At 40.1% G+C, this 14,694-nt stretch carries 15 protein-coding genes; 8 read left to right on the top strand and 7 right to left on the bottom strand.

Annotated features, from left to right (window positions below; translation table 11 throughout):
- Positions 1-69 precede the first annotated feature (69 nt).
- Together ACSLGF_RS08720 and ACSLGF_RS08715 are read left to right on the top strand one after the other, a co-directional pair.
- Positions 70-567, top strand: coding sequence for a L,D-transpeptidase family protein (locus ACSLGF_RS08720; protein ID WP_456004402.1), 498 nt, complete (start codon positions 70-72; stop codon positions 565-567).
- Between the two features lie 73 nt (positions 568-640).
- Positions 641-1,918, top strand: coding sequence for an MFS transporter (locus tag ACSLGF_RS08715; RefSeq protein ID WP_456004400.1), 1,278 nt, complete (start codon positions 641-643; stop codon positions 1,916-1,918).
- A 77-nt stretch (positions 1,919-1,995) separates the two neighbouring features.
- Here ACSLGF_RS08715 and ACSLGF_RS08710 read toward each other — a convergent pair whose 3' ends face one another.
- Positions 1,996-2,181: a hypothetical protein gene (locus ACSLGF_RS08710; RefSeq protein WP_456004398.1), complete on the bottom strand. Its 186-nt coding sequence runs from the start codon at positions 2,179-2,181 to the stop codon at positions 1,996-1,998.
- A 191-nt stretch (positions 2,182-2,372) separates the two neighbouring features.
- Between ACSLGF_RS08710 and ACSLGF_RS08705 the strand changes: the two genes are divergently transcribed.
- The 4 genes from ACSLGF_RS08705 to ACSLGF_RS08690 all read left to right on the top strand — a co-directional run bounded on the left by ACSLGF_RS08705 (position 2,373) and on the right by ACSLGF_RS08690 (position 4,211).
- Positions 2,373-2,588: a hypothetical protein gene (locus ACSLGF_RS08705; RefSeq protein ID WP_456004396.1), complete on the top strand. Its 216-nt coding sequence runs from the start codon at positions 2,373-2,375 to the stop codon at positions 2,586-2,588.
- Between the two features lie 261 nt (positions 2,589-2,849).
- On the top strand, positions 2,850-3,161 hold the full coding sequence (locus ACSLGF_RS08700; RefSeq protein WP_456004482.1) for a cupin domain-containing protein: 312 nt from the start codon (positions 2,850-2,852) through the stop codon (positions 3,159-3,161).
- Between the two features lie 46 nt (positions 3,162-3,207).
- Positions 3,208-3,420 (top strand): hypothetical protein, encoded by a 213-nt coding sequence (locus ACSLGF_RS08695; protein ID WP_456004393.1) that lies wholly within the window; start codon positions 3,208-3,210, stop codon positions 3,418-3,420.
- 329 nt (positions 3,421-3,749) lie between these two features.
- Entirely contained in the window at positions 3,750-4,211 is a 462-nt protein-coding gene (locus ACSLGF_RS08690; RefSeq protein ID WP_008356877.1) for a YkyB family protein, read from the top strand.
- Positions 4,212-4,447: 236 nt separating this feature from the next.
- Here ACSLGF_RS08690 and ACSLGF_RS08685 read toward each other — a convergent pair whose 3' ends face one another.
- The 3 genes from ACSLGF_RS08685 to ACSLGF_RS08675 form a co-directional block, all read right to left on the bottom strand.
- Entirely contained in the window at positions 4,448-5,356 is a 909-nt protein-coding gene (locus ACSLGF_RS08685; protein ID WP_456004390.1) for a chemotaxis protein CheW, read from the bottom strand.
- 73 nt (positions 5,357-5,429) lie between these two features.
- Positions 5,430-6,740, bottom strand: a complete 1,311-nt coding sequence (locus tag ACSLGF_RS08680) for an MFS transporter (RefSeq protein ID WP_456004386.1) — start codon at positions 6,738-6,740, stop codon at positions 5,430-5,432.
- A gap of 126 nt (positions 6,741-6,866) precedes the next feature.
- Positions 6,867-7,406 carry an RDD family protein gene (locus ACSLGF_RS08675; protein WP_456004383.1) on the bottom strand — a complete coding sequence of 180 codons (540 nt, stop codon included), beginning with the start codon at positions 7,404-7,406 and terminating at the stop codon, positions 6,867-6,869.
- A gap of 301 nt (positions 7,407-7,707) precedes the next feature.
- Here ACSLGF_RS08675 and ACSLGF_RS08670 point away from each other — a divergent pair, with 301 nt between their 5' ends.
- Positions 7,708-7,860: a hypothetical protein gene (locus tag ACSLGF_RS08670; protein WP_017367142.1), complete on the top strand. Its 153-nt coding sequence runs from the start codon at positions 7,708-7,710 to the stop codon at positions 7,858-7,860.
- A 70-nt stretch (positions 7,861-7,930) separates the two neighbouring features.
- Here ACSLGF_RS08670 and ACSLGF_RS08665 read toward each other — a convergent pair whose 3' ends face one another.
- A complete protein-coding gene (locus tag ACSLGF_RS08665) occupies positions 7,931-8,809 on the bottom strand; it encodes a cation diffusion facilitator family transporter (RefSeq protein WP_456004380.1) in 879 nt (292 codons plus the stop codon).
- 294 nt (positions 8,810-9,103) lie between these two features.
- On the opposite strand from ACSLGF_RS08665, the gene ACSLGF_RS08660 reads away from it, so the two are divergent.
- Complete coding sequence (locus ACSLGF_RS08660; RefSeq protein ID WP_456004377.1) at positions 9,104-10,276, top strand: aminotransferase A; 1,173 nt, start codon at positions 9,104-9,106, stop codon at positions 10,274-10,276.
- A 25-nt stretch (positions 10,277-10,301) separates the two neighbouring features.
- Here the strand turns inward: ACSLGF_RS08660 and ACSLGF_RS08655 are convergent, their stop codons facing one another.
- On the bottom strand, positions 10,302-12,131 hold the full coding sequence (locus tag ACSLGF_RS08655) for a PAS domain-containing protein (RefSeq protein WP_456004374.1): 1,830 nt from the start codon (positions 12,129-12,131) through the stop codon (positions 10,302-10,304).
- Positions 12,132-12,286: 155 nt separating this feature from the next.
- Positions 12,287-14,413: a peptidoglycan D,D-transpeptidase FtsI family protein gene (locus ACSLGF_RS08650; protein WP_456004371.1), complete on the bottom strand. Its 2,127-nt coding sequence runs from the start codon at positions 14,411-14,413 to the stop codon at positions 12,287-12,289.
- Positions 14,414-14,694 lie beyond the last annotated feature (281 nt).

Genomic DNA, 14,694 nt, shown 5'->3' with positions numbered 1-14,694 from the left:
CCGTCCATATAGTATATCTGGTGACGGACATTATGGCTTCTTTTATTTGAGTAAAAGGAGTGTCCTTTGATGCTGCGATACACGGTGAAAAGTGGAGAAACACTTGCTTCTATAGCGCTGGATTTTCGAACAACGACAGATGCCTTAAAGGCTGCAAATCCGTCACTTCAGTCTCGCGAGCCAGAACAAAATGAGGTCATCATCATTCCTGGGTTGCCGGATCCTACCACGATCCCTTACCGCATCTCTGTTTCGATTTCAACGAAACGTCTCGTTTTGTTTTCTGGATCACAGCTCATTCGTTCGTACCCGATTGCAACAGGAAAGATATTAAATATGACACCGACAGGTTCTTATTATATTGTCAACAGACAGCCAAACCCAGGAGGTCCCTTTGGCGCCTATTGGCTGAGCCTTTCGAAAATTCATTACGGTATTCACGGTACGAATAACCCGTCTTCAATTGGTAAAGCTGTTTCTAGAGGGTGCATTCGCATGTATAATCGGGATGTCATCGAACTTGCTTCACTCGTTCCCAACGGAACACCTGTGACCATTAGCCAGTAGGAGAAATCAATTGTATAAATGGTTAAAATTTTATAAGATATAAAGTGGGATCTTCAGGTTAAGGAGCGTATTTATGGATATTTTTAAAAACAGAAATTTTGTTCGTCTCTTTTTTGCAGCACTTGCCTCGCAAATGGGGACAACAGTAGGCAATATGGCGTTTGCCTTTTATTTGCTTGACCATTTTAGTCATCAGCCCGCCTACGCCACTTTGGCAGAGCTAATGTATTCACTCCCTACTATCTTTGTCTTTTTTATGGTCGGTGTGGTCGCAGACCGTTTTGATCGTAAAAAAGTTGCAGAGAATTGTGATTGGATACGAGCTGGGCTGACGATTGTTTTATTTATCGTCATTTATTTTAATTCACTTCCACTTATTTTCTTGATCTTGTTTATACGAAGTGCCATTACGAAGTTCTTCTATCCAGCTGAAGCATCTCTCGTACAGGCGATTTTAAATAAAGATCAATATGCAAAAGCCGCTGGCTTAAATCAAATGCTGTTTAGTTTATTTATGGTGTTTGGTGTTGGAATCGGTGCTATTATGTATAAAACCATTGGGCTTCATGGTGCCATTACGATCGATTTGATCAGTTTTATTATTTCCGGCATCCTGATTCGTTCCTGTAACATTCCAATGGAAGCGCGTCAGCCAAATGGACAAGCAGGCTGGAGAAGTATGACCATTAAAACATCTCTTAAGGATTTTAAAGAAGGCATTATTTATATTTTAAAAAATAAATTACTGGCTTCCTTAATTTTTGGCTTCTTCGTTTTCGGTCTTGTCAATGGCGCATTTGCAGTCCTTCCAATGTTTACAATGAAATATGGTCTTTCACCAGATCACTTTGAATTGCATACATCATTCTTTACGATCGCGATCGGTGCAGGGCTTCTTGTTGGAAGCGCAATTGGCTCTGTTCTCGCTAAAAAGGTGAAAATGCAATATCTCATGTCGATTCCGATTCTTATTGCAGGCATTCTCATTTTTGTACTTGGTTCTACTCATACATTGTGGTTATTTTATGTCACATCATTTGTCATTGGAACATGCATCGGTCCAATCAACATTGTCATTGGCGGCTGGTTGCCAAGAATCGTCCACCCTCGTCTGATGGGACGTGTGTCAGGATGGGTTGATCCGCTCACCATGTTTGCCCAATCAATGACGTTAGGTTTGATTGCGGTACTATTTCCAAAGCTCGTGACGAATATTTCATATATTTATTACGGAATGGGCATGATTATTTTACTCGTCTTCCTTTTTTACTTCATTACACTGCCAAAGTTCAGCAGAGAAGCTGCCGACTTAGACGTGCAGCGTGAATTAAAAGGCCAGGGAGTTCAATAAATGAACCTCTAAAAAGGCTTTCTTTTTGAGAAAGTCTTTTTTTTCATGGCTTAATTGACCTTCGTGTCAAAGGACGTTTATTTTTTCTGTTGATTGAACCGATTTGAAGCAAAATCAACGATTCTGTCGACTGCATAAATACTCATAAACAAAATGAGGAAGAGAAGGAGAGGGTGAATTGGTTGATCGTCTATCACATACACAATCCCTCCAACGACCAAAGCAATGAATAAAGGAGCTAAAATGTCTTTCAATATGCACATTCCTTTCTTTTATCATATACACCCATTGAACTTAATCTCATATTCATTATAAAGGTTCATTTAGATGATCATCCTTTCTTTTTTGTTTTTTTAAATAACAGATATATGTATAAAAATGTAACAATTCCAATAAAAATTCTTTACATTATTGGAAGTTTTATAGTAGGATAGTCAAGTTGGAGGTGAGGGGTATGCTAAAAAGTTATTACTTTATTCATTCAAAAGATGATCACGGACAGTATGTTGTACATACAGAAGATTGTGCGTTTCTAGGAGATGCTGCAAGCCGTACATTGATTGGTCTGCACATGAATGGTGAAAGCGCCATTGAAGAAGCCAAAAAAATGACGAATGACACTGATTTTAATGGTTGTTTTTATTGCGCTTATTCTAGTCATACAAAATAGTCCATTTTTTAAGCCATATGTTCGACTTTGTTGTCTAGCATATGGTAAAGGTTTCAGACGTAATCATGACTCCACATAGGAAAGAAATACAAATTGAGAAACTACCCATTTATTTAAATAGGTAGTTATCAAGATCTAATAGTTCACTTTATATATATTTCATTTCCATCAGTTCTTATAACAACTCCCAATTGTTTCTCTTTTGCTCCTACTATGAACCCTCACCCTTCTTCTATTTTTTAGGCTGATACAGTGCCATGAATATATACATTACAAGCTGTCCCTATCCCTCTCCACTGGCATGACGAGTTCCAATTTGTCTTTATTTTAGAGGGCGAGGCTGAATTTCACATCAATGAAGACACTTTATCTATTAAGCAAGGAGACGGTGTATTTATCAACAGTGGCTGCTTACACATGGCAAAAGACGCGAATGGAACAACATGTACTTATGTTTGTTTAAACGTTTCTCCTAGCTTCATCACAGCCAATGAACTATTCACCACGTTCGTTCATCCTTATATGCAAGTGAGTCAAACACCGTATATTCTTTTCAACCTAAAAGACCAGTGACCAACACATATCTTTCAATGTGTTCAAACCATTCAACGATGAATCGATGAAACTCTGGCAGAACTCAATTGGCTTTCAAATGAAACATGATGCTAGTAAACACAATAAAAATGAACGTATGAAACAGATGCTCAAATGGATTCATCAGCATGATCAAGAAAAAGTGCTTCTTCAAGATATCGCTCATACAGGAAAGCTCAGCCGCTATGAATGCTGCAGATACTTCAAAGATATTTTAAAGAAATCACCTACCAAGTAGGCTTCAACAGCACAAGCTATTTTTATGTATTTTAAAAGAATATAAAAATACGACACCTTTAGCATATAGAAAATGAAAAGAGCCGCATTCTTTCCAGCTGGCACGGCTAGATGAGACATGAAGACGGATGTATGGTGGTGTTTTTGATAAGAAGGAGGCAATTCTGCCCTCTTCTAATTCAACCACGTTTCAACATCATCATGAATGACTATTGTAAATAGAAGCGATGGAGTCCTATCGCTTTTTACAATAACTCTATTTGCAATTTACCAATAAAAACGTATAATTTATACTAAGCACAGGAAGACGAAAGACAAAGGAGAGAAAAAATGGACGATTATGCTCATACTAAAGACATAGAACCTACAGCAGAAAACATCGCAAAAGCCATTTATACTGTTAACCGCCATGCTAAAACCGCACCAAATCCCAAGTTTCTTTATCTTTTGAAAAAACGTGCGCTGCAAAAACTATTACAAGAAGGTAAAGGAAGAAAAGTGGGCCTACATTTCTCTAACAATCCCAAATATAGTCAACAACAGTCCGACGTGCTGATTGAAATTGGAGATTATTATTTTCATCTGCCACCAACTAAAGAAGACTTCGAATTTTTGCCACACTTAGGAAATTTAAATCAATCATATCGCAATCCGAAGGCGAATATGTCATTAAACCGAGCAAAACAAATCCTTCAAACGTATGTTGGTTTAAAAGAAAAACCTGCCGCCACAAAACAAAAATCACATTATACGAAACCCGTCTTCAAACGACTCGGGGAAAGTTATTTTTAAACAGAAAAAAACCACTCAGGCCGAGTGGTTTTCAGATTGTTGACAAAGGGCTAAAATGAACTTTATTTTAGCCCTTTGTCTTCTTTTCAGCGTGATTGAAAACCTTTGAAGTCTAGGAAGGACGAGCACCGGAGCGGAGCGAATTTGACATTCGTGAGCACCGGCGCGCAGACCTGACAAAGAATGCAAGGGTTTGTCTACACGCTGAAAACCACTCAGGCCGAGTGGTTTTTTCTTTAGATAATAAAGTGATCAACCTTTTCAATGAGCTGATGAATTTCTGGTTTACTAATTTGATCATCTGCACCGATCGTTTCTCCTTTATGCCGCAAATCTTCAGTGATTAACGAAGAGAAGATCAGAATCGGAATGGAACTCGTTAAAGGGTTTTCCTTTAGCAGTTTTGTTAATCGATGACCATCCATTTTGGGCATTTCGATATCTGTAATCATCATATCAATTTCTTCTGTCACACTGATTCCTTTGCTGACAAGATCCATGATATGATCATATGCTTGTTTGCCATCTTCAAAGGTCACAATGTTTTTATAGCCTGCTTCAGTTAATTCATTCGTTAATAGACGCATGAGCAGCGGAGAATCTTCAACAACATACAGCTTCTTCCCTGTTCTTCTCTCGTCTTTCTCACCGTCAAACATATGATACGTTTCTACTCCAGAAGCGGATTCAATATCATAAATGATTTTTTCGTAATCTGGAAGGAAAATCATTTTCCCATCAAGCTTAATAATGCCTGTTAAATGACGGTCCATGCCTTGATTGAGTGCAGTTGGCTTTTCAATCTCTTCCCAGCTGACGCGGTGAATTTGTGAAACCGTTCCTGTATGGAACACAAATTTCCGTTGGTTGAATTCAGTCACGATATACTTCTCTTGTTCGGACTGATCTGACTCGACATTAAAAAAAGAAAATAGATTGATGACTGGTAAAACCTCGCCTCGTAAACTAATCATACCTTCTACGTCTTGGTGAGAGTGCGGTACAACCGTCACCTCAACTGGCTGAATGATTTCTCTTACTTTCATCACGTTAATGCCGAATTGATTTGAACCAATTTCAAACTTCACAATTTCCAATTCATTTGTACCAGAGTCAAGTAAAATTTCTTGTTTGTTTAAAGCCACGGAAATCCCTCTATTCTTCTATATAAGATTGTACTTTTTATATCGGCAGCATGGGTAAAAAGTTGACGTTTCTTTACGCTTTCTCTCGTACGAATTGATGAATCACAAGTCCTATCGCTGCAAGGATGAGTAAAGACCCTAGTGCAAGGCGGCTTGCGAGATTTCCGTGCTCTGCAAATAGCAGTGTGACTGAGCCATAAATGATGGGTCCGACAATTGAAGACACCTTCCCTGAGAAGGCAAAGAGACCAAAAAACTGTCCGCGTTTTTCTTTCGGTGTCAGCTCAATAATCAAGATCCGTGATGCCCCCCAGCTCGCGCCAAGTGAGATCCCAAATAAACTGCCAGCTACCCAGAAAACCCATTCGGTTGAAGCTGTCACAGCCAGAATCAGCGCAACGATTAAAATGACATATACGACTGTAATCGAGCGTTTTGCCCCGATGGCTTTTGTGATATATCCAAATAGAAAAGACCCAATGATACTTGAAATGGTTGATACAAGATAAAGTAAAATAAATTGCCCTGCGGTAAAGCCAATGATGATTTTGGCATAAACGGCCATCATCGCAATCGCTGTCTGTAAAGCATCATTCATAAAAAAGAAAGCGATCATAAAGATAAAAGCTGGCTTGTATTGCTTCATATCTTTAAACGTGCGAATAATCTCTTTATACCCGCTGAAAAAAGACGTCTTTTTCTCTTGCTGAGGCAGCGGATGAGGATCTTTTACAAAAAAGAGAAAGGGCAGAAAAAAGAGAAAGAATAAAAGTGCTGTCGGGATAAACGCTTCATGAAACTGGTCATTGCCGACAAGTAAATAAACAGAGAGGCCGACAAGTGTTCCTAAATAGCCAACGGCGATGCCAAATCCAGAAATAAGAGGTATTTCATCCTTTGTCCCAAGATCGGGCAACATGGTGTCATAAAAAACAAGACTAGAATGATAGAAAAATTTTGCAATCACAAACAAGGTGACCACCACTAATAAGGAGACAGGCAGCCCAAACCATTCGCTTGAGAAATCAATTCCAGCAAAGATCCCCATCAAAAATGTACAAGCAATACATATCAGGGTAAACACCGTGATGTAGTGCTTCTTCTTTCCTGTACGATCGATTAGCACACCGTATAAAGGTGTAAAAATCACGAGGAAAAAGCTGGCTAGTGCGTTTGCATAAGAAATAAAGGTACTGGCGATCTGATCCATTCTCGCACTGTCCCCGATCGTTTCCTGCAAGTAAAACGGGAAGAAAATGGTGATCATATTTGATGAAAATATCGTATTTGCAAAATCATATAGTGCCCAGGCCAAAACAGGTGCTGTCAAAAACAGCCCGAAGCCTGCCCCTTTTTTCTGTACGGTCTTTTTTCCTGTTCTCAATATATTGTCTCCCTTCCCTGCCTGAATTTTCACTATCTTTCTACTTTATGTGGCGTTGCCCTCTTCCATACAAGCGATCTATGCAAAAAGCACCCCTTACTATACTAGCAGAGGTGCTTTTTTTCATTATTTCTTCACTACAATGGTACTTGCAATCAAATCGTGAAGTGCTTGTTTTTTCTCTGTGAAAAAAGCAATGATGTAGCCAATACATAAGATTGGAGACAAAAAGCCTTTTGCAAAAAAGCGGCCTGTCGCTCGTCCGAATGTTACTTTTTCGCCCGTTACTTTTGTCACTTTGATCCCAAGAGCCATTTTGCCAAGAGTTCCTTGCAGTTTTGATGATTCCATGATGGTGTAATAAAGCCATGTCACCACGATACCGATCAAGATCGCTCCTACGTAGAAAAAGATAAGTCCCATAATGACAGCCCATTCTTCATCCGTCATGACAGTTGTAGAGTAGTAATAGCTGTCATCCCCTAGCATCAATGCTGCCTCTGGGCTTGAGACAAAAAAGAGTGTCGCCAAAATAAACATGATGAAGGCATACGGAACACTGATAATGACACCGTCCAAAAGGTGAGCAAGAAAACGATAGCCCACGCCTGCTAGCTCAGGATGCTCCTTTTCTTGAATGTGTGGTTCTGTGATGTTTGTTTCCATCCTATTTCTCCTTTATTATGTATGTTTTCTATAAATTTCTTATAATCATTCGTTATTATATCTTATGAATATAGCAAGATCAATGGAGCTTTACACTTTTACATTTATTTTAGATCAGTGTGTCATGAATGATTTATGTGAATAAATACTGAAAATTTGTGAAAATCATGGCACTTCTAGTTCTTTTACCTCCTGATTTTTTAACATTTTGTGATATTTTCGTCTTGTTTCGATTCTTCTGTTGACAATCGCGCTTCACATGGTAAAATAGTCAAGGATTTTTTAAAGAAAGGTGTTCATGATGGGAACTGTCGTACTATTAAAGAACAATGAAATGACTGTGATTGAAGATATTTGCGAAGCTGATTTTTTAGACATGAAGCATGGTTTGTCAAATGAAGACGCAGCTTATATCTCTTGGTATGAAGATTACGATACTGCTTATGGATATTGATTTCATTTCATAGATGAAGCGTAAAAAAAGGCGATACAACCTGAGGGTAGGTTGATCGCCTTTTTTACGTTTATGAACTTCTTTCACTTTCAGGTTCCACATGAATAAAGATTTGCGCATGCGGGAATTCACGCTGAATCTTCTCTTCAATTCGATCACATAATTGGTGAACATCTTCAATGGTTGTTTTTCCATCCACAATCAAATGGAAATCAATATATTCTTCTGCACCAGACCGTCTTGTTCGAAAGTCATGGTATTCAATAAATTCTTGGCTGAATGCTTGAATGATAGCTTCTATCGATTGTTCTTCCTCCGGTGTTAACCGGGCGTCTACAAGCGGCGGGAAGGCTTCCTTCATGAGTTTAAACGCTTCACGCATAATAAAGAGGGCCAGAACCATACCAATGATCGGATCAAGGAAATACCAATCTGTTAATGCCACAAGCAATAAACTGAATGCCACCCCTAATGACGTATAAACATCGGTTAACAGATGCAGCGCATTCGATTTCATGGCGACAGAATGTACTCGCTCTCCCTCTTTGTTCACAACTCTTGATACAACAAAATTGATGAGCGCGCCTAACAGCATGACCACAATGCCAAGTACAGGCAGCTTGACAGGCTCTGGATGCATTAATTTGTGAACACATTCGTATATGATCCAAATGCCAGCAACAAAGATCAACAGGGTCTCAATGGTTCCAGAAATATTTTCGACTTTTCCATGTCCATAAGGATGTTTTGAATCTGCTGGCTTTCTTGAAATACGAACAGAGATAAATGCAAAAAAAGATGCCATTAAATCGAGAAAGGAATGAATGGCTTCTGATAAAACAGCAACAGATCCAGTTAACAGCCCCACAATGATTTTTAGGATCACAACAAATGTGTTACTCATCACGGATAGAAACGCTATTTTCGACGTCTTCGCTGATTGTTCCATCTATCGTCCTCCTTCAGGAGATCGTATGTCTGTGAAAGCCATTCCCATGACTTCATTCTCACGTTCTTTCATTTTACGCGGTTTTACCGTTTTCTAACCATCTTCATCACAGCCTGTATTTTCCGAGCAGGTTACGCTATAATAAATGTTGCTCTTTCTTCAATATATCACTCATGCTGTGATGGATAGGAGAATAGACTACACATAACGATATCCAGTGCCCTTCCGCAGGTGACATTTATGCAGTGAATGGTAAAATAGGATAAAAACATAAATTTTTTAAGGTGATGAGAAATGGAGCATTTGCTGAATCCAAGAGTAAAGGATATTGAAATTTCAGGCATTCGAACATTTTCAAATCTCGTATCGTCATATGAGGATGTCGTTTCATTGACTATAGGTCAGCCCGATTTTTATACGCCGCATCATGTTAAAACAGCTGCTAAAGCAGCCATTGACGAGAATTTCACCTCATATACTCATAATGCTGGTTTCCTAGAGCTAAGACAAGCGATCCAACATTACATCAAGAAGAAAGTGAATCTTGATTATGATGCAGAGTCAGAAATCATTGTCACAACAGGTGCAAGTCAAGCAATTGATGCTGCGTTTCGAACCATTTTGACTGAGGGTGATGAGGTCATTTTACCTGGACCTGTTTACCCTGGCTATGAACCGATCATTCGAATGTGCGGCGCGGCGCCCGTACATATCGACACAACGAATGCTGGCTTTAAATTAAATGCCAAGCTGATTGAGGATGCATTAACGGAAAAGACAAAGTGTGTTGTCCTTCCTTACCCTTCAAACCCAACAGGTGTCACACTTTCAGAAGAAGAATTGAAAGAAATTGCCCAGCTGCTTGAAGGAAAGGACATCTTTATTTTATCCGACGAAATTTATAGTGAGCTGACATTTGATCGGCCGCATCATTCAATTGCCTCTTTCCTAAAGGAACAGACCATTGTGATCAACGGACTGTCAAAATCTCATAGCATGACCGGATGGAGAATAGGCTTTTTATTTGCTTCAGCTCCAATTGCTAAACATGTATTAAAAGTACATCAATATAACGTGTCTTGTGCCTCGGCTGTCTCACAAAAGGCGGCACTTGAAGCCGTGACAAATGGTGTGGATGATGCACTCATCATGAGAGAGCAATATAAGAAGAGACTCGATTATGTATATGATCGGCTCATTTCTATGGGGCTTCCGGTCATTAAACCTTCTGGCGCTTTTTATATTTTTCCATCCATTGAATCGTTTGGGATGAGTTCATTTGATTTTTGCATGGAGCTGTTAGAAAGTACAAGACTTGCTGTCGTACCTGGCTCTGCTTTCTCTCCATTAGGCGAGGGGTATGTGCGCCTTTCCTATGCATATTCACTTGAAACGCTGAAAGAAGGACTTGACCGCCTAGAACAATTTATACTTGAAAAACGTTCAATACATTCAACAGACGGATGAAACAACGGCTCTCTTGCCGTTGTTTTTATTTTGCAGGAAACATGATGTGAAACACGGTGCCCTTCTCAGGCTGACTGTCGACACGGATCGTCCCGTTGTGATTTTCTAAAATATTAAATGTCACCATAAGGCCGAGTCCGGTGCCCTTTTCTTTTGTGGTTAAAAAGGGCTCTCCTATTCGCTTCATGACTGATTCAGGAATGCCGACCCCTTCGTCTCTAATGGTGACGAGTATCCCATCTCTTTCTGCTTTGGCCGTAATGTCTACCTTTCCTCCGTCCGGCATGGATTCTACAGCATTTTTGATTAAATTGATAAACACCTGCTTGAGCTGATTTTGATCCCCGTTCATCAGGAGATCCTCCTCAATCTCATTTGTGTTCATTAAAATTCCATTTAAGTTGGCCTGTGTTTCTAACAAAGCCGTGACTTCGCTGATGATTTTTTTCAAATCAAGCGTCTGCATCAATGCAGTTTGCTGCGGCTTCGCGAGCATTAACAACTCACTTAATATAACCTCAATCCGGCTCAGCTCAGAGAAAACAATGTCGAAATATTGATCACGATCTTTTGTTTTCGGTTTAATGAGCTGCAAAAAGCCTTTGATGGCCGTCAATGGATTCCTTATTTCATGTGCAATGCCCGCCGCCAATTGGCCTGCAATCGATAATTTTTCAGAGCGCAGCATCAGTTCTTCTGTCTGCTTTCGTTCGGATATATCTCTTAAAATAATTTGAACGGCTGTTTCTCCAAAGAATGTTGTTGGGATACAAACCATTTCTGTATAAATCAGCTTGTGCTTAAACGTATGGCAGCTCATCGTGACAATCTCAGAATCTGATGATCTTTCAATAATACGCGACAAGCTCTTTTTGACTTTTTGCTGATCACAAGAATGGATTTGATGAAAGATATCCTTTCCTATTAACTTATCGTAATGTTCGGCTTCAAATAATTTAATGCCCGATTCATTCATAAACACCCATTTATGATCATGGATGACCGCAATCGTATCAATTGAATTTTGGATAAGCAGCTGATACCGCTCTCTGCTTTTTTGAAGGACCGTTTGGAATTTTTTACGGGATGAGATGTCCACTAAGAGCAAAAGCTCTGCCCGCTGATTTTGATAGATCGTAGGCGATGACTTTACTTCAATGTGAATGCTGCTTCCATCTTTCCTCTTCCATTCTTGCTCAATCATTCCGACTGGAAGGCCTTGCTGCAGCCTTGTAATTCGGTTTCTCACAATGTCGTGGTATTCCTCGGCAATAAAATCAAACGCGGACTTGCCGATCATGTCATCTCTTGTGCATACCCCCATTAATTGCAGCATCGCATCGTTCGCATAAACAATTTTCCCAAGTGCCGTAATACATAACGGATTTGGCAGCATGGCAATCAATTTTTCAGCTTCACTGACATTTTGGAAAGCCGGTAGACTGCCTAACGACTGTTCTGACACTTCTGATGTTGTTTGAAATGCTGCTTTTTGAGGCTCAGAGTCCAGCACCCTCATTTTCAGGATCATTTCTCTACCTAATTCGTTGTCTAAACCATCACAAGCAACAAAATCAATGCTTGCTTCAATCCAAACAGCTGTAAGATCACTTCTTAGCAGTCTAAAGTGGCAAATCTCTAGCATGTGCTGATTGTAGAAATAACTTTCGACGAGAAATTGATCTTCGTTATGAACAAAGTCTTTCAAAAAACACCCTAGTACATCCTTTTGTTCATAGAGCAAAAGCTGCTTACAGTTGGAAGAAATGTAGAGAAAGCGGCCATTAGAAGAAAGAACGGCATGTAAATCAATATTCGAATACAGCTGATTCGAATCTTTCATTTTTTGTTCCATCGTCGTCCGACCCTCCTTTTATTTTTTTAGGGTTGTCCTTAGATTGATGTATAAAAAAGATTCGCTAGAAAACCCATATTTTCCTTCCATAATCGAGTGAAACGTCCATATTTTCAGCAAAAAAGAGCACATTCTCTTGCTGTGCTCTCTGCTGTTTATTGCTTTTCGTATTTCTTTTGTAATTCAACGTACTTATCAACAATTTTACTCGGGATCGTTTTAATGACAGGATCTTTATCTGTGACATAAGGGGTCACGACACTAAAAGCCACCTTTGGATTAGAAGAAGGATAATATCCGCCAAAGGTTAAATTGTACGTGGCATTTCCCCACCAGCTGCGGTTGGCGCCATAGTAAAAGGTTTGGGCCGTGCCTGTTTTTCCTGCTACATCATGCTGACCAAACCGGCCAGCGGCAGTCCCGCCAGCTGATGTGACCATTTTCAGTCCCATTTTCACGCGGTCAATATCTGCTTTTGAGTTGTTGATGGTGTTCAGCACCTTCGGCTCATATTTTTTCACAACCGGTCCTACTTCTTCCTTATTCGTTGGAAGGTGAACGCTTTTCACCACTCTTGGCTGAACACGGTTGCCTCCATTTGCGATTGTCGACATGTATTGTGCGACTTGAAGCGGCGTATACGTGTCATACTGACCAATTGCTTCATCAAGCAAGAGCCCGCCGACCGTCTTAGGATGCGTCTGCATTCCGCTTGATTCCTGCGGCAGGTCGATCCCTGTTTTCACGCCAAGACCGAATTGCGCATAATAATTTCTCATTTTTTGTAAATGCTCAGGTCTTGCTGGCAGAGGACCATCCTTTTGATAGGTGATGCCTGCCATCCTCATCGCTACTTGGAACATATAGACGTTTGAGCTTTTTTGAAGCGCCTGAAGGTCGTTAACCCACCCAAGAACTTTGTAAGACCTTTTCGGTTTCCCCCCACTCCCTGCAAAGTAGAGCGGTGTATCCATATAGGATTGATTGTGTGACATCCCGTCTTGATAACCAGATAGTACAGTGGCTCCTTTCACGACAGAGCCCATCTCATATTGCGTTGTAAAGTTTCCAATGGCATAATCTGTGACATCTCTGCCGTCCATTTTCTTTCCTGACATGGCGAGAATGTCGCCTGTGTTAGGATCCATCATGACAACAAATGCCCGGTCCATCATATAGTTTCTTGCACTAGCGGATCTAAGCTCTGATTCGACGATCTTGTCGACTTCCTTTTGCAGCTCCATATCAAATGTCAGCGCAAGGTCAAGTCCTCTTCGTCCCTCTGTCCGCTTGATTTCATCAAGCAGCTTCCCGCCAACTTGTGTATATTGAACGGTTGCTTTTTCTGGATTTAAGAAATCCTCGTATTGATATTCTAAATAGCTTTTCCCTACCCGGTCATTTCGCGAGTAGCCTCTTGCCATATAGTAATCTTCACGCTCTTTCATGATTCCTTGCTCTGGTGTGGTCACACCGCCAAGTACATTATAAAGGGTCTTTTCATACGGATATTTTCTTGTCCAGTCATTGATGACATTCACGCCAGGCAGTTCATCAAGGTGCTCTGACACAAGTGAAATTTCTTCGTATGTCAAGCTCACTGATGATGTCTGCTTTGATTCTTTTGTTTCATCGAGTAAAGCAACTTTTTCGTCCCCTTTTTTCTCTTCGTTTGGGTCCATTGCTTTCACAATTTGAGGCTCAAAGGCATAGCCGCCTGTAAATCTTCGGTAGATCGCTGCAACTGCTTTTTCGGTTGTATCGTTTTCAATGGCCTTTACTTCTTTCTTTGGCACACGCTCCACTTGAAGCGGATAGACATCTTTCGCATTGATGTCCTTTTTTTCTGCTTTTGAAATCAGCTTATCGGCTTCTTTCGGGTGGCTGGCCAGCCAAAAATCTCGAATGTCTCGCTCTCTCAAAAAATCAGTATCCATTTCTATATAAGTCGCAAGTTTTCTTGCTACCTTAATCTTATCCTCCGCTTTCACACCGCTTTCTGATGTATAAACGATCGCAGGTACACTTTCGTTATCAACGACGACTCTTCCTCTCGCGTCATACATTTTTCCTCTTGGAGACGGGTATGATGCTGTTTTGACCTCTGTTCGATTGGCTTGCTTTTTATAATCCTCACCATTGACGATCTGCAGCACACCGAGCTTGATCACAAGTACAGCAAATAAACTAAATACAGCGAAGAAAAAGAGATTAATCCTCCAGGCGTTCCGGCGCTTGATTTTTTTCTGCTCGGCAGCACCTTGATGCTGTTTCTCTCCCACTTATGTAGCTCCTCTCATCCTTTCAATCTTTTACAATTACCACTCATTATTGTAACACTTTTGTAATAGTTGTTACAGCGAAACAAGTGAAAAAAAGCTGTCAATCCCTATTCTGCAAAAAAATATACTAACACTTTAAAATATTGGTATGTTTATGTCGTTTTCATTAAGTGGAAGAATTCCCTATCCTTTGATATGAAGAGGCTCTTTCTATGACTTTAACAAAAATGACAAACACGCTTTGTCAATGGAGGATGCTGGTACGTTTATAACAAAAAGTC

The sequence above is a fragment of the Bacillus sp. A015 genome, assembly GCF_053851875.1.
This window is presented reverse-complemented; position numbering and strand designations above follow the sequence as displayed.